Genomic DNA, 26,468 nt, shown 5'->3' with positions numbered 1-26,468 from the left:
CCTGAACAGCACTCAAAGAGTACAAGCATGCCTGCACTGACCATACACCCCCTGAGCCGCGCCAGCTTCGCCCCTTTCGGCGACGTCATCATGCTGGAAGGGGCGCGCCATTACCCGATCAACCAGGGCACCACCGAGCGCTATCATGCGCTGGCAACCGCCGATACCGCCGCGGAAGGCGGCCAGCCCATCATCAGCCTGTTCCGCGGCCAGCCGCGCACGCTGCCGCTGGAAATCGCCATCATGGAAAGGCATCCGCTGGGCAGCCAGGCCTTTGTGCCGGTAACGCAAAGCGATGAAGATGAATATCTGGTGGTGGTGGCGCCGCCGGGCGAGTTCAGGCTGGAAGATGTGCGCGCTTTCCTGGGCAGGGGCTTCCAGGGCGTCAACTATGCAAAAGGCGTTTGGCACCATCCGCTGATTGCACTGCACAAAGTCAGCGACTTCCTGGTCGTGGACCGCATAGGCCAGGGTGCGAATTGCGATGAGATCACACTGCAAACTGATACGTGGCTGACGGAAGCGGCCTTGCACCAGGCGCGCGCTGCCAAGGGCTAAATTCGGAAAAGCAGCAGAAGGCGAGCGGAAAAAAGAAAGCCCGCTCACCTTGCGGTTGCGGGCTAAATCCAAACCTAAGAAGGTGTGGAGGAGACGGGTGTAACTTTACCGCACCGCAACACGGCTGTATGCTTTATTTTGCTTATATCAGATATTTCCCATAAGCATAACTCTTGATATACAGCAACACTACGGGTAGACTGCATTGCCGGTCCCCGGGCAGCTTGCCCTCCCGCTGAATCCGGCTATGATATAAACGAATCGATTTGCCCCACGTAGCTGGCAGCATCACTATGCATAAACAAAAGTGTCTCCTGCTGGCCATGGCCGGCTTGCTGGATACCGCCCAGGCGGCCGGTACTGCCGACATCACGCTACTGTATGTCGAGCATCCTGCATTCCATTTCGACAAGCATAACAACGGCAAGATGGAGGGGCTGATTGCCGTCCCGGTGACGCAGGCGTTCCAGCAGGCCGGGGTTTCCTATAAATGGCAGCAGATCCCGCTTGCACGCCAATACCAGATCCTGCAGGACAGCCAGGAAAGCGCCTGCATCGTCGGCGCGCTGAAAAACCCGGAGCGTGAAAAGGTCGGCAAGTTCAGCCACCCTATCTACCTGGCCCGCCCTGTCGTGGCGCTGACCCGCGCCGACAACGCGGCCATGACAGACGGCCGCAAGCTGGAAGAAACGCTGCGCCAGCCGCAACTCACGATGCTGTCCAAGGTCGGTTATTCTTTCGGCAAATTTGTCGATGATTCCGTCGCCAGATACCAGCCCCGCACAGAAACCACCAGCGCGGAACTGCCAAACATGCTGAATATGCTGATGGCCAGGCGCGGCGACTATTTTTTTATGTCGGAAGATGCGTATGCGGCGCTGGTTGCGGCATCCAGCTTCCGGCCTGAGCAGTTCAAGCTGGTGCATTTTTCCGATATGACCAAGGGAAACCTGCGCTACCTGTGGTGCAGCAAGATCGTGCCGAATGAATTGCTGGACAAACTGAATCCCGAAATCGACAAGCTATTCCGCAAGGGATAGGCGAAAAAAAAGCCCGCTATTCGCGGGCTTAAATCCAAACCTAGAAGGTGTTGGAGGAGACAGGTGTAACTTTATCGCAGCGCAGCAAATAAATGAACTTTATTATTCTTATATCTGTTATTTAGAAATCTTATATCTTGGCGGCTCAGGGTTCTTTGCCCAGACACAGGTCACGACAGACGCCATATCGGCAAATCCCCTGTAAGCCCTTTAACAGCATGGCTAGAGTCAATTTTAAAGCCGGCCAAACGACGGTATAATCCCGGGCAAAAAAAAGCCCGCGACCTTGCGGTTGCGGGCTAAATCCAAACCTTTAGGAGGTATTGGAGGAGACAGGAGTGACTATATCGCAGCGCAACAAATAAGTCCTCTTTATTTTGCGCATATCAGATATTCATCACTCCAATAACTTTGCTGGCAACAATATGGCCTGCCCGGCATTGCCATACCAGACGGCAGTTTACGCCGCCGGCACCGCCGCCCTGGCAATACTTGCCGCGGCAGGCAATTGGGCAACCTGCCAGCAGGCATCCATCACCGCGCGGGTCTGCGCCGCCGGCAGGATACCATCCGCCAGATCGATGAATTTCGCTTCCAGCTGCTTGTCCGTCATCGGCACCTGCGTACTGCCTATCGCATGCTCGATGAACTTGTGCAATTTGCGGCCGTCTTTCAGCACGATGGTCATATCCACCTGTTCGGCCTTGATGGCCGGATCGATCGTGGCATTGACCTTGTCCCGCAACGCCACTGTTTTGGGATCGCGCACCGCGCGGTCGCTGTATTGACGTTCGCCGGCGGCGCCGTCCACAATGGCCACCGCCACCGAATGGTAAACGCTGAACTTGCCCTCCAGACCGATCTGCGGCGTCTTTTTGCCTGTCAGCTCGATCACCAGCGGGTGCACGCGCAGTTCCACCCTGTCTATCATGTCGGCGGTCAGCTTGTTCTGGTTACGCAGCTGGATGGCTGCATCTATCGCCGGATGAATCACGATGCCGCAGGCAAAGGGCTTGTAGGTATTTAGCAAGGCCTCATACCGTGTGCCCAGGCCGCCGGTGATTTCCTGGTAATCCTGCTTGGTGCTGATGGCATTGGCCCAGCCGCGCTTGGCTTCTATCATGCCCTCCGAGCTGGTGTAGTCCTTGGCCGCCAGCAGTGCAGCGAACAGGCCGTTGCTGGCCGCCTTGCCAGGGTTGAAGCTCTTGTTCATCGAACCGAAGGATTCGCGCAGGCCCACCGGCTGCGAAGCGGCCAGGCCCAGCGCCCATACCATCTGCTGCTCGCTCAGCCCCATCAGCTTGCCGGCGGCAGCCGCCGCGCCGAACACGCCGGCCGTGCCGGTGATGTGCCAGCCTATGTCGTAGTGGTTGGGATAAACGGCGTTGCCTATCCGGCATTCCGTTTCCACGCCCAGCACCAGCGCGTTCAGGAAATCCTTGCCTGACACCGGCTGGTATTCCGAAAAGGCCAGGATCGCTGAAACAACAGGACCGGCCGGATGGATGATGGTTTTGAGGTGGGTATCGTCAAAATCGAAAATATGGCTGCTGACACCGTTGACGAAGGCCGCGTTCATGATGTCAAAACGTTCATGCCGGCCCAGCAGGCTGGCTTGCTTCGGCCCGGAAAAAGGGCCGAGCGCGGCAACCGCGCGGTCCACCGTCTCGTGGCGCGACCCGCCTATGGCAACGCCAACCCAGTTCAGCAGGGTGCGCGCGCCTTCTTTCCTGACGTTTTCCGGCAAGTCCTCATAGCGGGAACGGACGATATAACTGGCCAGCGTGCGCGTGACGCCCTGGCCGTTTGCCGCGGCAGGAACTTCCTTGGCAACAGGTTCAGCAGCAGAGGCAGAGCCGGCGACAGCAGAAGCCAGGGCTGGCACCGCGCAGGCGATCGCGCCGGAAGCACTGGATTTGAGGAAATTACGGCGGTTGTTATCGTTCATGAGTTGTCTCTTATTAGATTTATCGGGAATCCGGGGGAATACAAAGCGTAGCGCTAGATGATGCGGCATCGCTGTTAGAATGTGAAATGCAAAATTCGAAGGTATTCATGCATGTCACGCATAAATTTTGATTTATCCGACCTGCGCGCCTTTATTGCGGTGGCAGACCATGCCAGCTTCAGCCTCGCATCGGTGGAACTGCACCTGTCGCAGTCGGCACTGTCGCGGCGCATAGAAAGGCTGGAGACTTCGCTGGGTGTACGGCTGTTCGAGCGCACTACGCGCAAGGTCGCGCTGACACCCGTAGGGCGCGAATTCATGCGCAAGTCGCGCGAGCTGCTGGTGGGGCTGGAAGAATCGCTGATGGGCATGCGCGATGTCGCGGAAAAGATGCGCGGCGAGGTCAGCATCTCCTGCGTGCCGTCCGCCGTCCGCTATTTCCTGCCGGACGTGCTACAGGATTACCACCACCAATACCCCAACATCCTGGTCCGCGTCATCGACGAAGGGGCCAACGAAGTGCTGGCGGCGGTTGCACGCAGCGAGGCCGACTTCGGCCTCAACTATATCGGCACGCAGGAACCGGACGTCGATTTCCAGGCCATCTTCAAGGAAGACTTTGTCATGGCTTGTCGCAACGACCATCCGCTGGCGAAACGCAAAAAAGTCAGCTGGGCCGAACTGGGAGAATATGAGTACATGACAGTAACGCGAGACAGCGGCAACCGCATGCTGCTGGACCAGGCTTTAACCGCCAGCCCGGTGCGACCACGCTGGTTTTGCGAAGTGCGACATGTGCTGACGCTGGTCAGCCTGGTCGAAGCCGGCCTCGGCATCGCCGCCGTACCCCGGCTGGCAATGCCGCAGGAAGGACATCCGCTACTTGTCAGTGTACCGCTGGTGGAACCCGTCATCAGCCGCACGATAGGCCTGATACGCCAGCGCGGCCGGCAGTTGTCTCCCGCAGCACAAAGGCTGTATGACATGATCTTCGCAAAACGCCAGGCTGCGAAAAGCCGGCCACGCGCGGCAAAAGCGGCGGCCGCAAAAAAAGCCTGAGGCGGAGGCCGGCCCAGGCTTTATTCAGCAACGAGCAAACTACTCGTCCGCTGCCTCCGTTTTGCGTGGACGGCGTGTGCGGGCTGCTGGCTTGCTTGCCGGTTTAACCGGCGCTGCCTCTTCTGCAGGTACGCTACCGGCGGCCTTCCTGGCCCTGCCGCTGCTGCCCGCCGCTGCCGGCCTGCGCGGTGTTTTCTTGCCTGCCTTGGCGTCCGCCGTTGCAAGCGGCTCTACCGCTTCATGCGCCTGTTCTACCGCAGCGGGCATTGGATCGGCAACTGCGGCCGCAGGTGCGGAAAACACCGCGGGCTCAGCCTGCACTTCTTCGCCATTGGCGCGCTCAGGCCCGCCTTGACGCGCACCGTTACCCCTGGCCGCTGCCGGTTTGCGTCCGCCGCGGCTGCGACGGCGTTCCGGCTTGGCCTGGGCTTGTTCTGCAACAACCGCTGCCACGCTTTCAGATTCCGCTTCCGATATCGGCCTTGGCTGTTCGCCTGCCTGATCGCCGGCCTTGCCAGCAACTGCATTGCCGCCAGTGCTCTTGTACACATAGGTATTCGATTTTTCGTCGCGGCCGAATTCCAGAAGGCCGCGCGCCTGCGCCTCTTCCAGCAGGTTGCCGAAGGTGCGGAAACCGTAATAAGACTCGCTGAAATCGGGCTTGCGGCGTTTGATCGCCTCCTTCAGCATCGACGCCCAGATCTTGCCGCTGTCGCCGCGCTCGGACACCAGCGCATCGAAGGTATGCATGGCGATCTCGATCGCCTGGTTGCGGCGCCCTTCTTTTTCCTCGCGGCGATGCTGCTCTTCCTCTGGCGTACGCCGGGGGGCCGGCTGTGCTTCACGCACGCCACGGCCTTGCGCCGCTCGCCTGCTCTCGCGCACCAGGTCGTCGTAAAAAATGAATTCATCGCAATTGGCCACCAGCAGATCAGAAGTCGATTGCTTGATGCCCACGCCTATCACCTGCTTGGCGTTCTCGCGCAGCTTGGACACCAACGGTGAAAAATCCGAATCGCCGCTGATGATGACAAAGGTGTTCACATGCGACTTGGTGTAGCACAGGTCCAGCGCATCAACGACCAGGCGGATGTCCGCCGAGTTCTTGCCCGACTGGCGTACGTGCGGGATTTCGATCAGCTCAAAGTTGGCTTCATGCATGCCGGCCTTGAAGCTCTTGTAGCGGTCCCAGTCGCAATAGGCTTTCTTGACGACGATACTGCCTTTCAGCAACAGGCGTTCCAGCACCGGCTTGATGTCGAACTTGTCGTATTTGGCGTCGCGCACGCCGAGGGCGACGTTTTCGAAGTCGCAAAATACCGCCATGCTGAGGTTATCGGGGGATGAGGCCATTATTTGTTTTTCCAATAAAGCGATGATGACTTCCGCAAGCAGTGATGCGGATTCCTGCCGTGATTATACGTAACAATGACATATTGCCCTTGATTGATGTCTGGTTTCACCGTTACCCTAGCTCACAATAGCTGACGATAAGATTCGTTCAAGGATAAGAGTAATGATCTTCTTACATAGATAGCTTAGCTATGTGTGAGAACAAACCAGAGTAAACCGCGGGTACACCACAATTAGCTGTCAATTTACATTTGTTTCCACAATGCTAAATTCAATGAAAAGGATAGTTGAAATGCCACCTGAATTTTTGTATAGATATCGATCTTTTAAAAATGAACGTGACGAAAAAAATCTGACAACTAATCTTTTATGGTTTGCTGATCCAAAGGAGTTTAATGACCCTATGGATTGCAAGCCGCACTATCGTTTTGAAAATGGAGACGAACTTGCTATAGCGCATTTTCGTAAGCAGACGTTTTTCCGTGCTATTAAGCTGGAACATCCAATGGCTAATGGCGTCGAGGTAGAGCGTCACATGATCGAATATCACAACAAATACCCAGCAATGAACGACGCTTTTTGGTTGTTTGCTCGTGAAGTAGTTGAACGCCAAGTCAGAAATGTTGGCGTGTTGTGTTTAACAGAAACCGGGCATTGTCCGGTGATGTACTATCACTACGCAGACGCGCACAAGGGAATGTGCCTCAAATATCGGACTGCCGACCTATTTGACTACGTTGAGCCCGTCCAATATACGCTTGATTATCCGGAGGTTGATTTTTTTGCAGAAGATCAAAGTGATGATTTTAATAAATTATTTCTAACGAAATATCTCAGCTGGCAATATGAAAAAGAGTGGCGATTGATTGAGTTCAGTCGAGATTTTACGAAAGAGCCACGTCACCTTTTATATCCAACACCATTGCTCGAAGGCGTTATTTATGGAATGTACATGCCTCAACACGAAAGAGAACGAATAGCGACACTTCTGCACGCAAGTGGTCGTCATGTAATTCTGTATGAGGCGAAATTGAAGACTGGGTCGTTTCTACTGGATATTGTGGAATGCGGAACGACTTAGCAAGAAAGTGCCCCGATTAATTCCTGAGAGGATGGACACCAAAGAGAACGCACAAAAAATTGGAGAGTGGCAAAACAGTAGAAGATCAGCGGGCACATTAATTCAGTAACTGTTGAAGTCAAAGCTGCATTGCCACCCTTGAAAAATTGATGCACCAACTTAACCTATCGCCCAGTTTTTCGCAATGAAATGCAAGCCGGCCAAACATATCCAGTAAACCAATATCGATACACGAAAAGATTCGTTTAAGCTCCATCAGGGAATCCCTACAATCGACCATCCCTCCCTGACTGGATTCCGATATGCGTAACCAACGCCGCCGCCTGCTTGCCCTGCTCACAACCACGGCATTTTTCGCCTCGTTTGCCACCCTTCCCGCGCACGCGCAAAAACAGCCGGACACCATCCGTATCGGCTACCAAAAGTCGTCGACACTGATCACCATCATCAAGGCCCAGGGAGTGCTGGAAAAACGGCTGGCGCAACTGGGGGCCAAGATCAGCTGGAGCGAATTTTCCAGCGGCCTGCCTTTGCTGGAAGCATTGAACGTGGGCGGCATCGATGTCAGCGCCGACGTTGCCGATACCGTGCCGGTATTTGCACAGGCAGCGGGAGCCAAGCTGACCTACCTCGCCCAGGAAGCGCCATCGCCGTCGGCGCAAGCCATCCTGGTGCGCAGCAACGCGCCATACCAGACCGTCGCCGAACTGAAAGGCAAGAAGATAGCGCTCACCAAGGCGGCCGGCAGCCACTATCTGCTGATCGCGGCATTGAACAAGGCCGGGCTGAGTTTCAAGGACATCGAACCCGCCTACCTGACACCGGCCGACGGCCGCGCTGCCTTCGAACGCGGCAGTGTTGACGCATGGGTCACCTGGGACCCATTCCTGGCCGGCGCGCAACGCCAGACCCAGGCTCGTATCCTGGCAGACGGCAAGGGCATCGCGGACTACCAAAGGTACTACCTGGCCGCAACGCCATTTGCCGAAGCGCACTCTGACCTGCTGAATATCATCTTTGAGGAACTCAGGAGAACCGGACACTGGGTAAAGCAAAGTCCCAAGGAAGCGGCAGCCTTCCTGGCTCCGATCTGGGGTCTCGACACAGCGACCGTAGAATTGGCGAACAGCCGCCGCAGCTATGAAGTGCGGGCGGTAGTAAGCACGGCGCTGGGAGAACAACAGCGCATCGCCGATGCCTTCCAGTCCGCGGGACTGCTGCCACATAAAATCAATGCCACTGCGGTTCCTTTGTGGTCACCGCCGGTGACACCCACAGCGCAGCTCGCCAAGCCTTGAGCATTGCCGGGCCGCTAGGTCGTGGCTGATGAACAGGTAGGCCAGCTTCAGCTCGGCGCGCCGATCTCGCACTAGACTTTATCGCAGCGCTAAGTGTGTCACCTTGGATATGGTTTACAACAATGTGCGTCAATTGCCGTGATGGGATCGAAACTTGTTGGCACTATAATTCTATGCGCCATCATATCCTTAAACTACCCGTCACTATGATCTAGGACCGGCTTAGCTTCAGATTGCCAGTCATGTACGAAGCTCTGAACCTAAGGCGAAGTTATCGCTTTAGCCGTTACCACTTTCCAACCAACTCACGCCTAATGAGGCTGATCGTCTGGACCTCACCATAATTATCCATAATGGTGACGGATGATTCCATCTTATGCGGCACTGGACGATGCCAGTTGTATGCAATGTTAATGATATCTCCAAGTTGGACTCGTTCGAACGCCTCGTCAATTACCGTAGTCGTAACTTCGATATCTGGAAAAAATACGCAATCACCGGGCTTACTTACCTCATCAAGTTCCTTTTCGGTTTCCGTCAGGGGTTTTTGCAACATCATGCGCGGTACCTTGATAGAAGGGACGGACTGTTGCTCATTCGTCGGATTCTGAAGTGTCGCACCTTCTAGCGCCTCATGGTAATTCGGAGCTGTAAGATCGATTAGCCAGCCTTCACAAGAGATCCAAGCGTGAAATGCTTCATGTCCAGTAGTTATCGTTCCGTCCGGGCGTTTCACGAACCACGACAACGCAGTTTCTGGCTTATCGTTTAACATTACTGCGCCACCACCGCAGACTACTTGCGCATCTAGCTGATAGTGCTTGTGCATTAGTGCTGCACCGGTAATGCTAAAGAAAACACAAGAGCGATCAGGCCCATGTGCAAAATTATTCGACAAACTGTGAATAACATTATGAAGACGCTGATATGCGGCAAATGATAGCGGGGGCGTTTTGCTTTTTTTCTTCATAGTGGAAAAATATATTGAGTTCTAGAGGCGCAGTATAACCAATCCATCGCCAACAATTTCTCAAGTACCGGCTTGATGATGAACTTGTTATATTTGGCATTGTGTACGCTGATCATAACATTTTTGAATGTCGCAAAATACTACTATGCTGAGGCTATCGAAAGACGAGCCCGTTTTTTTCAATAAAGCGACGCTGATATCAGCATCCTGTGAAGCGAACTCTTGGCCGTGACTTTACATAAAAATGGCAACCGTCTCCAAGTTAGCGATTTACCTCAATTATTATCCGTTGATGTTTTTCGCTTCCTTAGCTTAGAAAAATTTCTATTTGAAAGCTGCATATTGAGCGATTACCGTGTTTTTCACTTTTTTTCTGATAGCATCACAAAAAATTTGTATAGCAAAATTTAGCTAATTTGATGACTTGCAGATTTAAATCCATTCAGATGAAAGGGAATAATTGAAACGTTATCTCATATGTTCGCGCGATGAATCGATCACGCGTTGGAAACCTCAAGCCATAATGGAAGAAAGCGAAACACTCGCTTTACAAAAATATCTTCGACTTGTTTATTCGAAAGATCCTACATTTCGAGAAATGATTTTAGATTTGTCCGTAAATATGACGTTCATTGAAAGGTTTTATCTTTCTTCCAATCAAGAAAAAAATCGTTTTAACAAAACAGGAATTGCCGGCACAGAAAATGAAATCGTGCGAAGCAGGATAAGTTCATTTTTTTCTACGGATGCCGAACTTGGCAACTGCTTCCTTCGCTATATGGAAACTGGTGACAAATCGATTATTGGCGAAGAGATGTTTGATTTTATAGCTGCAGCGCAGACAGAGGATGAACACGGATTCGTCACCCTCGACCCTGAGTCGATCGAATTATGTAAGTAGCCATATGCTCATTAACACATTTGAGCCACGCCAGAGACCAAATCAGCGTTCTATCCATTCAAATGGCAGGCTGAAAAATGCCCTACCGATATCTCTTTTAGCATAGGCTTCTCCTGCTTGCAGCGTTCCATCGCGTGTATGCAGCGGGGATGGAAGTAGCAGCCTGACGGCGGGTTCAGCGGCGAAGGGATTTCTCCTTTTACTGCAAGGAATTCTATCTTTTTGACTTCCAGCTTCGGCGCGGACGCCAGCAGCGCCTGTGTGTATGGATGGTTGGCGTGGCCGAAAATTTCGGTCGTGGGCGCCGATTCCACTACCTGGCCCAGGTACATGATGACTACACGGTCGGACAGGTGGCGCACCACGCCCAAGTCGTGGCTGATGAACAGATAGGTGAGCTTCAACTCGTCACGCAGGCGGATGAACAGATTCAGCACCTGCGCCTGTATCGATACGTCCAGCGCGGCGACAGCTTCGTCGCAGACCAGGAATTCAGGCTTGACCGCCAGCGCGCGGGCAATGCCGACGCGCGCCCTCTGGCCGCCGGAGAACTGGTGCGGGAAGCGGCGCAGCACGGCAGGGTCCAGCCCCACCGTTTGCAGCAGCCCTTCGACATAGTCTTTCTGCTCGCCGCCGGCGATGATCTTGTGCACGACCGGGGCCTCGCCGACGATGTCCTGCACGCGCATGCGCGGGTTCAGCGACGCATACGGGTCCTGGAAAATCATCTGTATGCCCAGTTGCAACCGGCGTTTTTCAGCGGCGGGCAACTGGTCTATGGCCTGCCCCTTCCACAGGCGGCTGCCGGCGGACAGGCTGTGCAAGCCCACGGCCATGCGGCCCAGCGTGGATTTGCCGCAGCCGGATTCACCGACCAGGCCGACCACCTCGCCGGGTTGTATCGTCAGCGTGACGTCGTCGACGGCGTGCACGACCTGCTCCTTGAGCCCTGCGCCGAAACCGTTGGCGATCTTTGCGGCGATATCCAGCGATTTGACAAAACGTTTACTGACTGCACGCAGTTCCAGGATAGGCGCAGCAGCGGATAGCGTCTGTTGTTCCATCATCTTTGCATCGGCAAGCTGGTTCATGCGGCAAGCTCCTGTTCCTCAACCGGATGGAAACAGCGCAGCGCGCGGCCATCCACGATGCTGAGCGCCGGAGTTTGTTCGCACACGGTCGTAGCGCGCTCGCAACGTTCACGGAACGCGCAGCCGGAGGGTAAGTTCAATAAGGATGGAGTCATTCCAGGTATCTGTTTCAAGGGCTGACCATGCGGATTGCGCGACGGCGCCGACGCGATCAAGCCGTGCGTATACGGATGGCGCGGATGCTCCAGCACCTGATGCACCTCGCCGCTTTCGACGATCTTGCCGGCATACATCACCGACACGGTATCGGCCAGGCCGGCCACGACCGACAGGTCATGCGTGATCCAGATCAGCGCCGTGCCGGATTCCCTGCACAGCTTTTGCATTTCATACAGGATCTGGCCCTGGATGGTCACGTCCAGCGCCGTGGTCGGCTCGTCGCAGATGATCAGGTCGGGCTTGTTCAGCAGCGCGGTGGCTATCGCCACCCTTTGCCGCATGCCGCCGGAAAACTGGTGCGGATAGGCCAGCAGGCGCTCATCCGGCGAAGGTATGCCGACGCGGGCCAGCGCATCCCTGGCCATTTCACGCGCGGTTTCCTTGCTGACCTTGTTATGCGCAAACACGGCTTCCATCATCTGCGTGTCGATACGCAAGACCGGGTTCAGCGTCATCATCGGATCCTGGAAGATCATCGCGATGCGGTTGCCCCGGATCTGGCGCATTTCTTCCGCCGACAAGCCGCGCAGTTCGCGCCCCTTCAGCCGTATGCTGCCGCCGCTGACCTTGCCGGGCGCATCAATCAGGCCCATGATGGAATAGCCGGTCATCGATTTGCCGGAACCGGATTCGCCGACCAGGCCCATGATCTGGCCGGGTTCCACCGAAAAGGACACATCATCCACCGCCGTGACGGTGCCGGCGCGGCTGAAGAACTGGGTTTTTAAATTCTCGACGACGAGGGTTGCAGTATGGGTCATGGAAATGTTCTCGTCATTGTGTTTGCAGGCGCGGGTTCAGCACGTCGCGCAACTGGTCCGCCACCAGGTTGATGGCAACCACGGTCAGCAACAGTGCAATCCCTGGAAAGAAACTGATCCAGTATTTGCCGGACAACAGGTATTGGAAGCCATTGGCGATCAGCAGGCCCAGCGAAGGCTCGGTCACCGGCAAACCCAGACCCAGGAAAGACAGCGTCGCTTCCAATGAGATGGCTGAAGCAACCTGCAAGGCGGCGATGACAATCAGCGGCGGCAGGCAGTTGGGCAGCAGGTGGCGCAGCACGACGCGGGTAGGCGACAGCCCCAGGCAAGTTGCCGCTTCTATATATTCCTTCTTGCGCTCCACCAGGGCGGCACTGCGCGCCGTGCGGGCATAGTAGGCCCACTGCACGGCCACCAGCGCAATGATGATCTTGCCCACGCCCTGCCCTGTCAGCGCCAGCAGGATCAACGCAATCAGGATAGGTGGGAAAGACAGCTGGATGTCGGCCACGCGCATGATGAAGGCTTCCACCCTGCCGCCGGCATAACCTGCGCACAGGCCCAGGCTGAGGCCGATCAACAGCGCGATCACCGTGCTGGACACGCCGACAATAACGGAAATGCGCACGCCATAAATGATCGCCGACAGCATGTCGCGTCCTTGCTCATCGGTGCCCATCAAAAAAGTCATCTTGCCGTCGGCTGACTGCTGGCCGGGCTCCAGCCGCGAATCCATGACGTCCAGGCTGGACAGGTCATAGGGATTTTGCGGCGAAATCACGGGGGCGAAGACCGCCGCCAGCAGGATAATGACCATCAGGATGAAACCCACGGTTGCCACTTTGCTGGCAAAGAAATGGCGGGTGAAGCGGCGCAAAGGAGTTTCCGGCGCCGCCAGTTTTTTATTATTTTCCACAGTCATCCTTTTGCCTCCGACAGGCGCACGCGCGGGTCGAGCAGCGAATAAATCACGTCCACCACCAGATTGATCAGGATGAACAGCGTCACAATCAGCAGCAGGTAGGCAACGATTACCGGGCGGTCCAGCACGCGGATGGAGTCGATGATCAGCTTGCCCATGCCGGGCCAGGCGAATACCGATTCGGTCACGATCGCAAACGCGATGATGGAGCCGAATTGCAGCGCTATCACGGTAACAATCGGGATCAGGATGTTTTTCAGCACATGCACACCGATGATGCGTGCATTGCTCAGCCCCTTGGCGCGCGCAAATTTCACATAGTCTTGCAGCAGCGCTTCCTGCGCGCCGGCGCGCGTCAATCGGATGACCAGCGCCACGTTGAACAGCGCGAGGTTAAACGCCGGCATGATCAGGTGTTTCAGCCCGTCCAGACTCAGGAAGCTGACCGGTATGCCCAGCAGCATCGTGGTTTCTCCCCGGCCGCTGGATGGCAGCCAGCCCAGCTGCACGGCAAACACCATGATCAGCATCAGCCCCACCCAGAAGCTGGGCAGCGAAAACCCGAGTATGGAAATGCTCATGATGCTCTTGCCGGTAATGCTGTTGGGCCGCAGGCCGGCCAGCAGCCCCAGCGGTATGCCGAGCACGATGGAGATCAGGATGGCGAATACGGCGAGTTCCATTGTCGCCGGCATGCGCTCGAAGATCAGTTGCAGCGCCGGTGTGGAAAACGCAAACGAACGGCCGAGGTCGCCGCTCAGCGCATGCTTGAGGAAAACAAAATATTGTTCATACAGCGGTTTGTCTAGACCAAATGCCGCAATGGTGCGGGCGCGCTCGATCTGGTCGGCATCGGGACTGATCAGTACATCGATAGGATTACCTATCGCATACACGCCGGCAAATACCAGCAAGGACATGATGAGCAGCACTACTATGCTCTGCATCATGCGCCGGATAATAAAAACAAGCATAAAACTCCTGCGGTCTCTCTGGTGACATCTGAAAGCAAGCGCCCGTCACAATTGACGGGCGCCCTGGCGTGAATATAACGCTAATGTCAATATAGCGCCTATTTCTGGCTGAATTCGTACGCGTGTGTACGCTCGTCGGTGCGCGGGATGTATGTGATGCCCTTTTTCATCGCCCAGGTCGTCACCTGCTGATGGATGGGGATCAGATCCACGTCGTTGACGCTGATCGCGGTTGCCTCCTGCAACAGCTTCAGCCTTTCCTTGTCGTCCACGATATTGATCGCCCTGGACAGTACCGCATCCATTTTTGGATTGCAGAAGCGGGTCCAGTTGGCCACGCCGAAACCCTTGACAGGGTCTTCGCAGGCGACGATGGCCCGCAGGGTGGACGACGCTTCACCGGTCTGCGCACCCCAGCCCAGCAAGCCAAGCGAGAACTCCTGCTTGATGCCGCGTGCCGAATAGATGGACATCGGCAAGCCTTCCACCTTGGCGGCGATGCCTATGCGGGACAGCATCTGGGCGATGGTCTGCGTGATTTTTTCGTCGTTGACATAACGGTTGTTCGGCGTATGGATGGTAATGCCGAAGCCGTTGGGGTAGCCGGCTTCCGCCAGCAGCTTCTTGGCCGCCTCGGGATCGTATTTGACGACTTTCAGGTCCGGGTTGTAGCCGAACAATGTCACCGGCACCAGGTTATTGGTCGGCTGCGACAGGCCTTCCATCACGCGGTCGCGGATTGCATCGCGGTTGATCGCCATCGTAATCGCCCGGCGTACCCGGATATCCTTCATCGGGTTCTTGTCCAGCGGTTTGCCTTCCTTGTCGGTGACGAAAGGCGATTTGTCGCGCAGGCCGTCTACATATAGAAAGATCAGCCGGTGCGACACCTTGGATTCCATTTTCAGGTTGGCGTCGCTGCGCACCCTGGCGACGTCCGGCGTCGGCACGTTTTCCAGCGCCTGCACGTCGCCTGCCAGCAATGCCGCCAGGCGGGTCGAGCCGTTGGGGATAAAACGCAGCGTGACCTTGCTCCATTTGCCGGGGTATTTGCCCCAGTAGCCTTCGAAACGGTCCATCTCTATGCGGTCGTCGCGCAGATACTTGGTAAATTTATAAGGGCCGGTGCCGACCATGCCCTTGCCGCTGGAAAAATCATCACTGGCCAGGCCTTGCGTGGCTTTCTTGGACACCATGTAGACCGAAGTCAGGTCGGCCAGCATCAGCGGATACGGCTCCTTCGTCGTCAGCCTGATCGTGTACGGATCCATCACCTTCTTGTTGACGATGGCCTTGGTGAACTGGTCGAACTTGGCCGGGCTGTTGACGATGGTTGCCGGGCGGTCCAGCGACCAGACTACGTCTTCGGCGGTAAATTCGCTGCCGTCATGGAATTTGACGCCCTTGCGCAACTTGAACTCCCAGGTCAGGTTGTTGACCAGCGTCCAGGATTCGGCCAGGCTGGGTATCACATGGCTGTCGGCATCCATCTTCACCAGGGTTTCGAACATGTGGTCCGATACGTTCAGATTGGGGAACAGGTTGTAGAAGTGCGGATCCAGCGACGTGGGCGGCGAACTCATCGCCAGCTTGAATTCTTGCGCACTAGCGGCAGGTGCGGCGGCGACCAGCAATGCGGCGCCGGCAGCCAGCAAGAAATTGCGTAAGTGACGTAAATGGCGCGGCGGGCGGGCAACTCGATGGAACATGGACAGCATGAAAACTCCTTATGATTTATTCAAGAGAATACTGCCGGAAGGTCTACAATCATTTAAGCAGCCGTAAAAAAAAGACCGGCTTGCCTAGGTTGCAACAACATACACTGCGGGCTATTTTGGTGCAACAAAATCAATCCATGCATGGCGGGAACTGCGTCTCGTTTTACCTACATTGCCTGTGGGTGTTGTTTCAGGCAAAATAATTTAACAGCTTAGGCCTACCCGGCCCGTTACATCCATTTATATCGATATCACAGGCTTGCGACCGGCAAGCCTGCACGGAGACCGCCATGAAACTGATCGACCCCATCATCCAGTTCCACGCCGAACTGCAAAAGATCCGCCGCGACATCCACGCGCATCCGGAGCTGTGCTACGAAGAACACCGGACTTCCGATGTTGTCGCGCAAAAGCTGCAGGAATGGGACATCCCTGTGATTCGCGGCCTGGGCGGCACCGGCGTGGTGGGCATCATCAAAAACGGCAACAGCGGCCGGGCCATCGCACTGCGCGCCGACATCGATGCACTGCCCATGCAGGAAACCAATACCTTTCCCCATGCGTCCAAACATGAAGGCAAGATGCATGCCTGCGGGCACGACGGCCATACGGCAATGCTGCTCGGTGCGGCCCACTACCTGTCGCAGCACCGGCAGTTCGACGGCACGGTCTACGTGATCTTCCAGCCGGCAGAAGAAGGCGGCGGCGGCGCCAAACGGATGATAGAAGACGGGCTGTTCGAGCAGTGCCCGGTGGAAGCGGTATTCGGCATGCATAACTGGCCCGGCGTAGCGGTCGGCACCTTCGGCGTGACACCGGGGCCGATGATGGCTTCCAGCAATGAGTTTGAAGTGACCGTCAAAGGCAAGGGCTCGCATGCAGCCCAGCCGCACAAGAGCGTGGACCCCATCATGGTGGCGGTGCAGATTGCGCAAAGCTGGCAGACCATCATCAGCCGCAACAAGAGCCCGCTGGACACCGCGGTGCTGTCGATCACGCAGATCCACGCCGGCAGCGCCACCAATGTCATACCGGATGACGCCAAACTGATAGGCACCGTGCGCGGCTTCACCACCGAAGTGATCGACCTGGTCGAATCCAGGATGCGCGCAGTGGCTGAGCACACCGCCGCGGCTTTCGATGCCGAAGTGGACTTTCATTTCAAACGCAATTACCCGCCGCTGATCAACCATGCAAAGGAAACCGCATTCTGTGTCGATGTCATGCGCGGCGTAGTAGGCGACGCCAAGGTCGAGGCGCAGGTGGAGCCGACCATGGGCGCCGAAGATTTTGCCTTCATGCTGCAAGCCAAGCCGGGCTGCTATGTCTTCATCGGCAATGGCGAAGGCGAACACCGCGACATCGGCCACGGGCTGGGACCATGCAACCTGCATAACCCCAGCTACGACTTCAACGACGATCTGCTGCCCATAGGCGCAACCTATTGGGTGCGGCTGGCGGAGACTTATCTGGCGAAGACCTGATTACAAACGGCCAGCAGTAAAGAGTAGCGAACATTTCCTCTCCCGCATGCGCGAGAGAGTCAGGGTGAGGAGCGCAAATTTGATATTGCGATATTTTTGCAGCAATCTTCAATAAGCGTTTGGCAAGGCTGATCTTGCTGTAATTTGATTGCCAACCAAAATAAGGCCTTTATCCCGGTTTGACTCCCCTCACCCCAGCCCTCTCCCGCACGCGGGAGAGGGGGTTTTGCGCGGCAGAAAATCGGGCCTTCAAATCGCTGGCTTAAAACTCCTCCCAATCCTCGGCCGCCGGCGCCACTGCTGATTTCTTCAGTGCTGCCGGCTTGCTCGCCAGCCTCTGGGTTTGAGCAGCCGGCTTTGCCTGCGGCCTGATGGCAGCAGTGGATGGCCGGGCGGAGGGACGCGCAGGCGCTGGCACTGAAGCCGCCCCATGCCGTCCATCCAGCTTGAAGACCCCAACCACGCGGCTCAGGTTACTGGCCTGGTCTTGCAAGGCTCCCGCAGCTGCGGCTGCCTGCTCTACCAGTGCGGCATTCTGCTGCGTTACCTGGTCCATCTGTACTATGGCGTCGTTGATCTGCTCTATGCCGGTGCTCTGTTCCTGGCTGGCGGCGGTGATTTCACCGATGATGTCGGTCACACGCCTGACGCTGGCGACCACTTCCTCCATCGTAATGCCCGCCTGGTCCACCAGCCGCGTGCCCTGGTCCACTTTTTCGACGGAATCATTGATCAGCGCCTTGATTTCCTTGGCGGCGCTGGCCGAGCGCTGGGCCAGGTTGCGCACTTCGGAGGCCACCACTGCAAAACCCCTGCCCTGTTCGCCAGCGCGGGCTGCTTCCACCGCGGCGTTCAGCGCCAAAATGTTGGTCTGGAAAGCGATGCCGTCGATGACGCCGATGATGTCAACGATCTTCTTGGAGGATTCATTGATCGACCCCATGGTCTCAACGACCTGAGACACCACGCTGCCGCCTTTTTGTGCAACCGCGGAGGCAGAATGCGACAGCTGGTTGGCCTGTTTCGCATTGTCGCCGTTCTGCCGCACCGTGGATGTCAGTTCCTCCATCGAGGACGCGGTTTCTTCCAGCGAACTCGCCTGGGTTTCGGTGCGGGACGACAGGTCCATATTGCCGTTGGCGATTTCAGTGGATGCGGTGGCGATCATATCAGTGCCCGCCCTCACCTCGGTCACCACGCTCAGCAGGCTGGCATTCATTTCCTTCAGCGCCTGCAGCAGCTGCCCGGTTTCATCCCTGGAATTGGATTCTATATGGCTGGTGAGGTCGCCGGAAGCGACCGTCTGCGCAACCCGCAAAGCCTGTTGCAGCGGGCCGGCCACTACGCGGGCAATAAAATAGGCCAGCACCAGACCCAGCGCGATGCTGACCGCCAGCACTACGATAATCAGCGTGCGCGAGTTGGAATAAATATTTTCGCCTAGCTGGTAGGCCTGGACACCGCCGTCCACATTGACCTTGACGATGCCGTCCATGCGCTTCAGCATTTCCGCGTTCAGCCGCGACGACTCTCCGCGCAGTATGTCGCGCGCTTCCTTATTTTTTCCGTCTCGGGCCAGCGCCACTATCTTGCCGTTCTCAGCCAGATAGGCATCCCACAGCGCGGTGTATTCAGCAAAAATGCTCTTTTCCGCCGGTTCGGAGATCAGCGCGGCGTAATCCGATTCGTATTTTTTAAGCTCGCCCGCATATTCCCGGAGGCGAGCCAGATATTTGTCGATGTCCTGCGGATTATCCGACAGTACGATCTGCATTTCCTGCGTGCGTACGCGTGAAATCCTCTCCTTGATTCCCATGGCCGCATTCACGGAGGGCATCCAGTTGGTGCCGAGATCGAAGGTGGAGTTGTTGACCCTGGCCAGCTGCACAATGGAAAACACGCCCAGGAAAGTGGTTAGCAGCAGCAGCGCGATAAAACCGGTGAACAGCTTGGCGGAGATTTTGAGATCATAAAACAGTTTCATATTGGATCCTTTCGATGGGGCTGCGAGAGCGGCTATCAATCCGGACTTCCAGAACTTGTTATGTTTTTATGAGAACGCGGGAGAATGCGCAAAACAATCTTACTCTTCTCTATTGCGGTAAACGCAGCTAAATGGCCGCGCTCCGCCGAATTGGGCTGCAATGTGGAGGCTTTGCCACAAGCTGGCCGGTCGCGGCGCTATCGGCAATATGAGATGATGATCAAAATTAATGTAGAGCAATAATCGCGAGCGCCATTCCGGCTGATTTTTCCTCGGATTTGCTTTACAGTGATCCCCACATTCTCAAAGGACTCAAGAAATATGCTGATCAATTGCGTCGCCTACCAGGAAGGCCGTAAGCTTTCCGACATCCCCGTGGAACAAATCAGCGACTATCTGGAAAAAGAGAATTGCTTCGTATGGGTCGCGCTACGCGACGCCGAAGATGCCGAGCTGATGCAGATGAAACACGAGTTCAACCTGCATGAACTGGCCGTGGAAGACGCGCAGCACGGCCACCAGCGGCCCAAGATAGAGGAATACGGCGACTCGCTGTTCGCCGTGATCCATACGGTGGAAATCGTTGACGGCGCCGTCAGCGTCGGCGAGCTGAATCTGTTTGTCGGTGAAAACTACGTGCTGTCGGTGCGCAACCGCTGTCAGCAGAATTTCCTCGGCGTGCGCGCCCGCTGCGAACATGAACCCCACTTGCTGAAGCATGGTTCCGCCTTTGTCTTCTACGCACTGATAGATGCCGTCGTGGACCGCTACCTGCCCGTGATCGAGTCGCTGGAAGAAGAACTGGAACTGGTGGAAGAACAGATTTTCGCCAGCGGCAGCGAGCGCTCCAACATCCAGCGCCTGTACCAGCTGAAACGCAAGGTCATGCAGGTCCGGCATGCCGCCATGCCGCTGATGGAAGCGACAGGCAAACTTTTCGGCGGCCGCGTACCGGCCATCTGCGCCGATACCCAGGAATATTTCCGCGACGTGTATGACCACCTGTACCGCGTGAATGCCTCCATTGAAACGATACGCGACACCATCAGCACGGCGATACAGGTCAACCTGTCGATGGTCGCCATTGACGAAAGCGAAGTCAACAAGCGCCTCGCCGCCTGGGCCGCGATTTTCGCCGTTGCCACTGCGTTTGCCGGCATCTGGGGCATGAACTTCAAGGCCATGCCGGAGCTGGAATGGCAGTATGGCTATCCGTGCGCGCTGGCGCTGATGGCCGGGGTATGCGGGTATCTGTACTACCGGTTCAGGAAAACAGGCTGGCTTTAGCGGGAAGATTCCGGCCTTGCATGAAGGGCACTGCCGGCTAGCCTGGGTCAATAAAAAGCAGGTGCCATAAAAATTCAACCGCCACGGTAACCAGGCTCACTCAAGCTGGTGCCGCGGTGCCAGTGCAGATATCCGCACTCTCATTCAACGCTGTTCCATGAGCTGCCTTGGCGCTGGCTTGCCTCGCTCGGCGCGTAGCCGAACTGCGCCTTGAAGGCGCGGCTGAAGGCTGCATCTGATGCATAGCCGATACGTTCCGCTGCCTGTGTTACACGCAGGCCTCCGCTGGAGAGCATGTCCGCGGCCAGCGTCAGCTTTAGGCGTTTAACATATTGCAATGGCGCCTCGCCGATGCGCGCAGTAAAGCGTTCGGCAAAAATGGAGCGCGACATCGCAGCGATGCCGGCGAGTCCTTCCACGGTCCATTGATGATAGGGCGCGGCATGGATGGCGCTCAATGCGCGGCCTATGCGCTCATCGCCCAGTGCGCCGACCCAGCTACTTGGGTGGGTCTGGCTGGCAGCCCAGGAACGCAGCGTGCGTATCACCAGCAAATCAATCAGCCGTGAAATCATCAGCGATGATCCAGGTTCGACCTCGTGCGACTCCTTGACCAGGAAATGGGTCAACGCATGCAGCCAGTCCGGCGCCTTGCCCTCCTGGCTGGGAATACGCACCATCAAGGGCAGGGCCGCCATGATGGCAGCCAGCGATCCCCCTTCAAAATGGAACAGGCCGCCAACCACGCGCGTCTGTACGCCATCGCCGCCGAAGTCGAGCACCGACTTGTCGCGGTCAAAGTGTTCGCCGATGAGGCTGCCGATATCTGCCGGGGGCGTGGCAGGATCGTCGCAAATCAAATGCCCGATGCCATGCGGCAGCAGCAGCATGTCGCCCTGATGCACAGCAATCGGCTCGGCGTTCAGGGTCTTGACCCACATAGTGCCGGCCTCGACAAAATAGAAATGCGCTGCCCCCTTGGGAAACGCAATGCTCCATGGCGCCCGCAGCCGTGCTGAATACACCAGTTCGCCGCGCAGGCGTATCAGCGTCAGCACCTGGGACAGGACATCGGCCCGGGTGGCTACCATGCCGTAGTCGGGCATTTTCCCGGACGATCGATCATGAATTCCGGCCTCTTGGATATGGCTGCTCATCTGCTTGCGTCCTATCATTTGCCTTGTAGTTTCCAACCTTAATAACCTCTTACCAGGAGTATGACATGAAAACATTGAATAGCTTGATTCTGACTTCCGCCGCCCTGATCGGCGCCCAAACGATGGCTGCAGAAAAGCCGGCCATTGCCCTCGTCCATGGTGCATTTGAAGACTCACACGTCTGGGATGGCGTCAGCGCCAAGCTGCAGGCCGATGGCTACCGCGTGATCAACGTCAATCTGCCGGGCCGCCCCAGCGCGCCTCTGGCGGCCAACCTGGTCAGCGGAGATGTATATCGCGACACCGTGCTGAAGGCAATCGAGGGCGAATCACAGCCGGTAGTGCTGGTCGGCCATAGCTTTGGCGGCATCGCAGTCGCGGCCGTGACCGAAGCCGCGCCAGCCAGGATCAGGACAGCGGTGTATCTCGCTGCCTACCTGCCGCAGGATGGCGAATCGATGCTGTCGCTGGCAAAACAGGACCGTGACAGCAAAGCCGGCCCAGCGTTGCATATTGACGAAGCCAAGGGCATGATTTCGGTGGACTATGCGGCCCGCGCCGACCTGTTCGCCAACGGCGCTCCGGAAGGTTTGCGCAAGGTGTTGCCGGACCTGATCATCGATGAGCCGCTGGCGCCCATCGTCACGCCGGTGAAGCTGACTGCAGCGCGCTTCGGCAAGGTTGACAGGGTCTACATCCATACCGCGCAGGACCAGGTCGTCAGCCCTTACCTGCAGGAAAAGATGATTGCCGCCACGCCGGTCCGCCTGGAGCTGACGCTCAATACCGGCCATACGCCCTTCCTGACCGATGTTTCCGGTCTGGTGAGCGCCATTGAACAAGCCGCCAAATAAGGAGAATGACATGACTTCCCGTTTCCGCAAACCGTTTATCCTCGCCGCGCTTGCCGTTGGTGCCCTCGCCACATCGGCCATACTGACTGGATGCGGCGGCACCAGCAGCGCGGCCACCATCCCACCGACGCCAACCACGGCCGTGCTGGTACACGGCGCATGGGCCGACGGTTCAAGCTGGGCCAAGGTAACGCCGCTCTTGCAACAGCGCGGCCTGAAGGTGGTATCCGTGCAATTACAACGCTCTTCTCTGGGCGACGACGCAGCCATCGTACGCCGCGCCATCGAGGCAGAATCAGGCCAGGTGATCCTAGTCGGTCATTCGTACGGCGGCGCCGTCATCACGGAGGCCGGCACCAGCGCCAAGGTCGTCAACCTGGTATATGTCGATGCGTTCGCGCCAGGCGACAATGAATCGATCAACGACCTCACCAAGCCATATCCGGCGGGGGAATGGCAGAAAGGCATCGTCCCGGACAGTGGCGGATACCTGACGCTGAACACCAGCGTGTACCTGAACAATTTTGCCGCAGACGTGCCAACCAGCGAAGCTACAGTGATGGCAACCGCGCAGGGCCCGATCTTCGCCCATGTGCTGGATGATAAAGTAAGCAATGCCGCGTGGAAGAGCAAGCCTTCCTACTTTGTGGTGGGCACCAGCGACCAGATCATCCCGGCCGCATTCCAGCAGGGAGAAGCCGCGCGGATCAAGGCGCAAGTCACGATGATTCCCGGCGCCAGCCACGTATCGATGGTGTCGCACCCGACCGAGGTAGCCAACGTCATCCTGACAGCCGCCGCCAGCGTGAACGGTATCTGATAGGATAGGCCTTACGGATAGGCCTTGCGGAGACCCCACCCGGAAGCACGGGTGGGGTCTCCGATGCCAATTGCATATTTATAGGCCGTTTACATTTTGCCCCACCCTTTTTAGAGAATCTTTACGTCCCCGCTGCTAAGCTGAAAGCACCTAAACGGACAAAGATTTTTATGAACCAGAACATCAGCAGATCGTCGGTCATTCCTTTCCCCTTTCCACCCGACGAGTTTTCAGCAGAACTGCAATCCCCAGGCTGTGCACCGGCCAAACAGCAAGCGATGCGTCAGGAACCGTCAGCGCGGGTCACGCACATCAGCTACCGCAACAAACCCAAAGCCATCCAGAACGACTTCATCATGCGCATCACCGTGGACGCCGCTTCCGTGACGGAGCTCAGGCATGTCATCGTAGGCACCTGCGGCGAACTGGTCAGCTATATGCGTGTGAAGCCGGTAGACCATGCAACCAAGATGAAGGTCTGGCTGTGCCTGAGCAAAAATTCCGTTGACACCATCATCCGCAACGTGATGCGCAGCCTGCCACAGGCGGAATTTGGACGCATCACGCCGCTGCTGCCTGTCTAACACGGCGCCACTATTATTTTCCAATTTTTTGACAAAACATCATGACCATCTTTGAAGGCATCTGGATTCCGCTCGTCACGCCGTTCCGCAACGGCAAACCCGACCTGGACCGGGCGCAGCAGCTTGCATTGACCATGCTGGATGCTGGCGTGCACGGCCTGGTTGCCTGCGGCACCACGGGCGAAGCGGCCACGCTGAGCGAAAAAGAACAGAGCCAGGTCCTGGCGGCCGTGCTGGAAGCTGTGCAAAGCAGCTGCCCGGTGCTGATGGGCATCAGCGGCAGCGACACACAGGCCTTGGTGGACAAAGTGGCGCGGCTGGACAGCCAGCGCTCGGCAGGTTTCCTGGTGTCTGCACCGTCTTACGTGCGGCCCTCGCAGGATGGCATACGCCTGCATTTCGAGGCGATCGCCGCGGCGACTGACGACCCTATCGTGCTGTACAACATTCCGTCGCGCACCGGCGTCAACATCGATATCGGCACAGTCATCGCCTTGCAGCACTGCGACAACATCGTCGCCATCAAGGAGTGCGGCGGCAATCTGGCGAAAATGGCCGAACTGGTCAGGCACACCGGTCTCAAAGTGCTGTGCGGCGATGACGCGCTGCTGTTCCACGCACTGTGCCTGGGCGGCCACGGCGCCATTTCCGCCGCCGCGCACGTACGTCCGGACCTGTTCGTGCAATTGCACACATTGGCCAAAAACGGCCACACGGCGCAGGCACGCGAGCTGTTCAACCAGTTGCTGCCTCTGATACAGCTATTGTTCTCCGAACCCAATCCGGGCCCGGTCAAGGCCGCGCTGGCGATGCAAGGCCTGATACAGGAAGAACTGCGCCTGCCGATGACGACGATGTCGAAAACCGGCCGGGCCCAGCTCGCCAGCGCGCTGGACAAACTGATGGCAATCCCCGTCGCGGGAAAATCGATGGACACGGAAAAATCCACGGCAAAAAGAAGCGGCCTGCTGAATCTGGTCCGCTAAATTCATAAAAAAAGAAAGCTGAACGATCATGATCATTACCATTGCCAATGAATCCGGCGGCGCCAGCAAATCCATGTTGGCCGATAATCTTGCGGCGCTGCGCAGCGCGGCAGGCCGCAAGGTGCTGCTGCTGGACAACGACCCGCAGCATGCTTCTGTGGACTGGAGCAGCGAACGCGCAGCGAACTGCGGCGGCATGTACCCTCAGGTCGCGGCACGCTCCATCACGGGCAAGGGCCTGCAGCCGGAACTGGAAAACCTGGGCTACCGCTACAACGACATCGTCATCGACACCGAGTCGCGCGATTCGCTGGGCAGCCGCTCTGCGCTGATCGCCGCACACGTGGCGATCATCCCGGTAGACCTGGAGCGCCTGGAGCAGCTGAATGAAGAGAAACTGCTGGCGCGCATAGAAACCGCCCGTCTCTTTAATCCCCGGCTGCGCATTTTGGCCGTCATCATCAGCAGCGAGCAGCATCCCGCCGCAGAGAAAATTGCCGTCGCCAGGGACTTTGTCGCCCGGATACCTTCGGCACGGCTGTTCGATACGCTGATTCATTCCGGCAGTGCGTTGCGCCAGGCTTTCCAGGGCGGCCTGTCGGTATGCGAATACCAGCCGGCCGACCCGGACGCCATCAGCGAAATGAAAGAGCTGTGCAGCGAGGTGTTTGACAGCTGAGCGGCTGAACGGTCGGACGGTGGAATGGCTGAAGTGCCTTGCGCCTGCCAATACGCATTAAACAAAACCATGCAAAACCATTTCCTTCCTGCGTTCCTGATCCTGCTGCTGGTGCTGAATCCATTGGCTTGTGTATATGCGTTGCGGCCGGACCAGACTGTAGCAGGCGGACCCGCCAGCAACAGCGGAAACCGCTTGATGATACTGCAAACCTGCTTCTGGTCGCTATTCCTGCTGCTGGGAATCAGCCTGCTGGGGCAGACCGTCATACACTGGTTTTCGCTATCCATCGCCAGCGTACAGGTCAGCTCAGGTTTGATCCTGTTCCTGCTGGCAATCAGCATAGTGTTTTCCGGTTCGCGCCCTTCCAGCAAGGATACCCGTTCGCCGGCAGAAGCGCCCAGCTCGCTGCTGGCGGCGGCCGCAGGCCCAACCGCAATGGCCAACGTACTACTGCTGAGCGCCACGCAGCAGGGGCATTGGCTGGAGATGGCCGGCGCATTGTCCTGCGCGGTGCTGGTGTGCGCCGCACTGATGCAGGCATGTCGCCGGCTGCAGCACCACTTCGGCTTTGCCATGGCCGTGGGCGGCGTACAAAAACTGATGGGCCTGCTGCTGACGGCGATTGCAGTAGACCGCATCCTGACAGGCTCGCACCAATACTTCATCGGCTGAAAATCAACCGAGCATCGCCGGAAAAATTCAACCCTCTGGAACCTCGCTTTATTGTATTGCCG

The 26,468-nt window shown here is 57.0% G+C and carries 24 protein-coding genes; 14 read left to right on the top strand and 10 right to left on the bottom strand.

Annotation, left to right across the window (positions count from 1 at the left end):
* Positions 1-27: 27 nt before the first annotated feature.
* Complete coding sequence (locus tag ACO0LO_RS08460; protein ID WP_422963768.1) at positions 28-558, top strand: ureidoglycolate lyase; 531 nt, start codon at positions 28-30, stop codon at positions 556-558.
* Between the two features lie 293 nt (positions 559-851).
* On the top strand, positions 852-1,598 hold the full coding sequence (locus ACO0LO_RS08455; protein ID WP_422963767.1) for a transporter substrate-binding domain-containing protein: 747 nt from the start codon (positions 852-854) through the stop codon (positions 1,596-1,598).
* 460 nt (positions 1,599-2,058) lie between these two features.
* On the opposite strand, the gene ACO0LO_RS08450 is transcribed toward ACO0LO_RS08455, so the two are convergent.
* Entirely contained in the window at positions 2,059-3,546 is a 1,488-nt protein-coding gene (locus ACO0LO_RS08450; protein WP_422963766.1) for an MmgE/PrpD family protein, read from the bottom strand.
* A gap of 111 nt (positions 3,547-3,657) precedes the next feature.
* Between ACO0LO_RS08450 and ACO0LO_RS08445 the strand changes: the two genes are divergently transcribed.
* A complete protein-coding gene (locus tag ACO0LO_RS08445) occupies positions 3,658-4,605 on the top strand; it encodes a LysR family transcriptional regulator (RefSeq protein WP_422963765.1) in 948 nt (315 codons plus the stop codon).
* A gap of 39 nt (positions 4,606-4,644) precedes the next feature.
* Here the strand turns inward: ACO0LO_RS08445 and ACO0LO_RS08440 are convergent, their stop codons facing one another.
* A complete protein-coding gene (locus ACO0LO_RS08440; protein ID WP_422963764.1) occupies positions 4,645-5,958 on the bottom strand; it encodes an NYN domain-containing protein in 1,314 nt (437 codons plus the stop codon).
* A 292-nt stretch (positions 5,959-6,250) separates the two neighbouring features.
* Here ACO0LO_RS08440 and ACO0LO_RS08435 point away from each other — a divergent pair, with 292 nt between their 5' ends.
* The gene (locus tag ACO0LO_RS08435; protein ID WP_422963763.1) at positions 6,251-7,039 is read left to right on the top strand and encodes a DUF2971 domain-containing protein; all 789 of its coding nucleotides are present in this window, start codon (positions 6,251-6,253) and stop codon (positions 7,037-7,039) included.
* Between the two features lie 302 nt (positions 7,040-7,341).
* Entirely contained in the window at positions 7,342-8,337 is a 996-nt protein-coding gene (locus tag ACO0LO_RS08430) for an aliphatic sulfonate ABC transporter substrate-binding protein (protein ID WP_422963762.1), read from the top strand.
* Positions 8,338-8,623: 286 nt separating this feature from the next.
* Here ACO0LO_RS08430 and ACO0LO_RS08425 read toward each other — a convergent pair whose 3' ends face one another.
* Positions 8,624-9,307, bottom strand: coding sequence for a DUF2026 family protein (locus ACO0LO_RS08425; protein WP_422963761.1), 684 nt, complete (start codon positions 9,305-9,307; stop codon positions 8,624-8,626).
* Between the two features lie 523 nt (positions 9,308-9,830).
* On the opposite strand from ACO0LO_RS08425, the gene ACO0LO_RS08420 reads away from it, so the two are divergent.
* Positions 9,831-10,208: a hypothetical protein gene (locus ACO0LO_RS08420; RefSeq protein WP_422963760.1), complete on the top strand. Its 378-nt coding sequence runs from the start codon at positions 9,831-9,833 to the stop codon at positions 10,206-10,208.
* 50 nt (positions 10,209-10,258) lie between these two features.
* On the opposite strand, the gene ACO0LO_RS08415 is transcribed toward ACO0LO_RS08420, so the two are convergent.
* The 5 genes from ACO0LO_RS08415 to ACO0LO_RS08395 all read right to left on the bottom strand — a co-directional run bounded on the left by ACO0LO_RS08415 (position 10,259) and on the right by ACO0LO_RS08395 (position 15,887).
* The gene (locus ACO0LO_RS08415) at positions 10,259-11,299 is read right to left on the bottom strand and encodes an ABC transporter ATP-binding protein (protein ID WP_422963759.1); all 1,041 of its coding nucleotides are present in this window, start codon (positions 11,297-11,299) and stop codon (positions 10,259-10,261) included.
* Positions 11,296-12,279 carry an ABC transporter ATP-binding protein gene (locus ACO0LO_RS08410; RefSeq protein WP_422963758.1) on the bottom strand — a complete coding sequence of 328 codons (984 nt, stop codon included), beginning with the start codon at positions 12,277-12,279 and terminating at the stop codon, positions 11,296-11,298. Before ACO0LO_RS08410 ends, ACO0LO_RS08415 begins: the two co-directional genes overlap by 4 nt.
* Positions 12,280-12,292: 13 nt before the next feature.
* Complete coding sequence (locus ACO0LO_RS08405; RefSeq protein WP_422963757.1) at positions 12,293-13,204, bottom strand: ABC transporter permease; 912 nt, start codon at positions 13,202-13,204, stop codon at positions 12,293-12,295.
* Positions 13,201-14,178: an ABC transporter permease gene (locus ACO0LO_RS08400; protein ID WP_422963756.1), complete on the bottom strand. Its 978-nt coding sequence runs from the start codon at positions 14,176-14,178 to the stop codon at positions 13,201-13,203. The genes ACO0LO_RS08405 and ACO0LO_RS08400 overlap by 4 nt, the downstream gene beginning before the upstream one ends.
* Positions 14,179-14,276: 98 nt before the next feature.
* Positions 14,277-15,887, bottom strand: a complete 1,611-nt coding sequence (locus tag ACO0LO_RS08395) for an ABC transporter substrate-binding protein (RefSeq protein ID WP_422964113.1) — start codon at positions 15,885-15,887, stop codon at positions 14,277-14,279.
* Positions 15,888-16,186: 299 nt separating this feature from the next.
* Between ACO0LO_RS08395 and ACO0LO_RS08390 the strand changes: the two genes are divergently transcribed.
* Positions 16,187-17,380, top strand: a complete 1,194-nt coding sequence (locus ACO0LO_RS08390) for a M20 aminoacylase family protein (protein WP_422963755.1) — start codon at positions 16,187-16,189, stop codon at positions 17,378-17,380.
* Between the two features lie 262 nt (positions 17,381-17,642).
* Here ACO0LO_RS08390 and ACO0LO_RS08385 read toward each other — a convergent pair whose 3' ends face one another.
* Positions 17,643-19,364: a methyl-accepting chemotaxis protein gene (locus ACO0LO_RS08385; RefSeq protein WP_422963754.1), complete on the bottom strand. Its 1,722-nt coding sequence runs from the start codon at positions 19,362-19,364 to the stop codon at positions 17,643-17,645.
* A gap of 321 nt (positions 19,365-19,685) precedes the next feature.
* Between ACO0LO_RS08385 and corA the strand changes: the two genes are divergently transcribed.
* Complete coding sequence (gene corA, locus ACO0LO_RS08380) at positions 19,686-20,651, top strand: magnesium/cobalt transporter CorA (RefSeq protein ID WP_422963753.1); 966 nt, start codon at positions 19,686-19,688, stop codon at positions 20,649-20,651.
* Between the two features lie 140 nt (positions 20,652-20,791).
* On the opposite strand, the gene ACO0LO_RS08375 is transcribed toward corA, so the two are convergent.
* On the bottom strand, positions 20,792-21,808 hold the full coding sequence (locus ACO0LO_RS08375) for an AraC family transcriptional regulator (protein ID WP_422963752.1): 1,017 nt from the start codon (positions 21,806-21,808) through the stop codon (positions 20,792-20,794).
* A 65-nt stretch (positions 21,809-21,873) separates the two neighbouring features.
* Between ACO0LO_RS08375 and ACO0LO_RS08370 the strand changes: the two genes are divergently transcribed.
* The 6 genes from ACO0LO_RS08370 to ACO0LO_RS08345 all read left to right on the top strand — a co-directional run bounded on the left by ACO0LO_RS08370 (position 21,874) and on the right by ACO0LO_RS08345 (position 26,406).
* Positions 21,874-22,662, top strand: a complete 789-nt coding sequence (locus ACO0LO_RS08370) for an alpha/beta fold hydrolase (protein ID WP_422963751.1) — start codon at positions 21,874-21,876, stop codon at positions 22,660-22,662.
* Positions 22,663-22,672: 10 nt separating this feature from the next.
* The gene (locus ACO0LO_RS08365; RefSeq protein ID WP_422963750.1) at positions 22,673-23,482 is read left to right on the top strand and encodes an alpha/beta hydrolase; all 810 of its coding nucleotides are present in this window, start codon (positions 22,673-22,675) and stop codon (positions 23,480-23,482) included.
* 170 nt (positions 23,483-23,652) lie between these two features.
* Entirely contained in the window at positions 23,653-24,066 is a 414-nt protein-coding gene (locus ACO0LO_RS08360; RefSeq protein WP_422963749.1) for a hypothetical protein, read from the top strand.
* 41 nt (positions 24,067-24,107) lie between these two features.
* Entirely contained in the window at positions 24,108-25,052 is a 945-nt protein-coding gene (gene dapA, locus ACO0LO_RS08355) for a 4-hydroxy-tetrahydrodipicolinate synthase (RefSeq protein ID WP_422963748.1), read from the top strand.
* Between the two features lie 28 nt (positions 25,053-25,080).
* The gene (locus ACO0LO_RS08350; protein ID WP_422963747.1) at positions 25,081-25,731 is read left to right on the top strand and encodes an AAA family ATPase; all 651 of its coding nucleotides are present in this window, start codon (positions 25,081-25,083) and stop codon (positions 25,729-25,731) included.
* Positions 25,732-25,800: 69 nt separating this feature from the next.
* The gene (locus ACO0LO_RS08345; protein WP_422963746.1) at positions 25,801-26,406 is read left to right on the top strand and encodes a MarC family protein; all 606 of its coding nucleotides are present in this window, start codon (positions 25,801-25,803) and stop codon (positions 26,404-26,406) included.
* The last annotated feature ends 62 nt before the right edge of the window (positions 26,407-26,468 follow it).

The organism is Undibacterium sp. TJN25, assembly GCF_049339885.1.
In the GTDB taxonomy this organism is placed as follows: domain Bacteria; phylum Pseudomonadota; class Gammaproteobacteria; order Burkholderiales; family Burkholderiaceae_D; genus Undibacterium.
Note: the sequence above shows the minus strand (reverse complement) of the source record. Positions and strands in the feature narration are given on the sequence as shown.

Bases quoted from the DNA above. Each gene is read 5' to 3' on its own strand.
- ACO0LO_RS08460 (WP_422963768.1), top strand. From the start codon at position 28: ATGCCTGCACTGACCATACACCCCCTGAGCCGCGCCAGCTTCGCCCCT.
- ACO0LO_RS08455 (WP_422963767.1), top strand. From the start codon at position 852: ATGCATAAACAAAAGTGTCTCCTGCTGGCCATGGCCGGCTTGCTGGAT.
- ACO0LO_RS08450 (WP_422963766.1), bottom strand. From the start codon at position 3,546: ATGAACGATAACAACCGCCGTAATTTCCTCAAATCCAGTGCTTCCGGC.
- ACO0LO_RS08445 (WP_422963765.1), top strand. From the start codon at position 3,658: ATGTCACGCATAAATTTTGATTTATCCGACCTGCGCGCCTTTATTGCG.
- ACO0LO_RS08440 (WP_422963764.1), bottom strand. From the start codon at position 5,958: ATGGCCTCATCCCCCGATAACCTCAGCATGGCGGTATTTTGCGACTTC.
- ACO0LO_RS08435 (WP_422963763.1), top strand. From the start codon at position 6,251: ATGCCACCTGAATTTTTGTATAGATATCGATCTTTTAAAAATGAACGT.
- ACO0LO_RS08430 (WP_422963762.1), top strand. From the start codon at position 7,342: ATGCGTAACCAACGCCGCCGCCTGCTTGCCCTGCTCACAACCACGGCA.
- ACO0LO_RS08425 (WP_422963761.1), bottom strand. From the start codon at position 9,307: ATGAAGAAAAAAAGCAAAACGCCCCCGCTATCATTTGCCGCATATCAG.
- ACO0LO_RS08420 (WP_422963760.1), top strand. From the start codon at position 9,831: ATGGAAGAAAGCGAAACACTCGCTTTACAAAAATATCTTCGACTTGTT.
- ACO0LO_RS08415 (WP_422963759.1), bottom strand. From the start codon at position 11,299: ATGAACCAGCTTGCCGATGCAAAGATGATGGAACAACAGACGCTATCC.
- ACO0LO_RS08410 (WP_422963758.1), bottom strand. From the start codon at position 12,279: ATGACCCATACTGCAACCCTCGTCGTCGAGAATTTAAAAACCCAGTTC.
- ACO0LO_RS08405 (WP_422963757.1), bottom strand. From the start codon at position 13,204: ATGACTGTGGAAAATAATAAAAAACTGGCGGCGCCGGAAACTCCTTTG.
- ACO0LO_RS08400 (WP_422963756.1), bottom strand. From the start codon at position 14,178: ATGCTTGTTTTTATTATCCGGCGCATGATGCAGAGCATAGTAGTGCTG.
- ACO0LO_RS08395 (WP_422964113.1), bottom strand. From the start codon at position 15,887: ATGTTCCATCGAGTTGCCCGCCCGCCGCGCCATTTACGTCACTTACGC.
- ACO0LO_RS08390 (WP_422963755.1), top strand. From the start codon at position 16,187: ATGAAACTGATCGACCCCATCATCCAGTTCCACGCCGAACTGCAAAAG.
- ACO0LO_RS08385 (WP_422963754.1), bottom strand. From the start codon at position 19,364: ATGAAACTGTTTTATGATCTCAAAATCTCCGCCAAGCTGTTCACCGGT.
- corA (WP_422963753.1), top strand. From the start codon at position 19,686: ATGCTGATCAATTGCGTCGCCTACCAGGAAGGCCGTAAGCTTTCCGAC.
- ACO0LO_RS08375 (WP_422963752.1), bottom strand. From the start codon at position 21,808: ATGAGCAGCCATATCCAAGAGGCCGGAATTCATGATCGATCGTCCGGG.
- ACO0LO_RS08370 (WP_422963751.1), top strand. From the start codon at position 21,874: ATGAAAACATTGAATAGCTTGATTCTGACTTCCGCCGCCCTGATCGGC.
- ACO0LO_RS08365 (WP_422963750.1), top strand. From the start codon at position 22,673: ATGACTTCCCGTTTCCGCAAACCGTTTATCCTCGCCGCGCTTGCCGTT.
- ACO0LO_RS08360 (WP_422963749.1), top strand. From the start codon at position 23,653: ATGAACCAGAACATCAGCAGATCGTCGGTCATTCCTTTCCCCTTTCCA.
- dapA (WP_422963748.1), top strand. From the start codon at position 24,108: ATGACCATCTTTGAAGGCATCTGGATTCCGCTCGTCACGCCGTTCCGC.
- ACO0LO_RS08350 (WP_422963747.1), top strand. From the start codon at position 25,081: ATGATCATTACCATTGCCAATGAATCCGGCGGCGCCAGCAAATCCATG.
- ACO0LO_RS08345 (WP_422963746.1), top strand. From the start codon at position 25,801: ATGCAAAACCATTTCCTTCCTGCGTTCCTGATCCTGCTGCTGGTGCTG.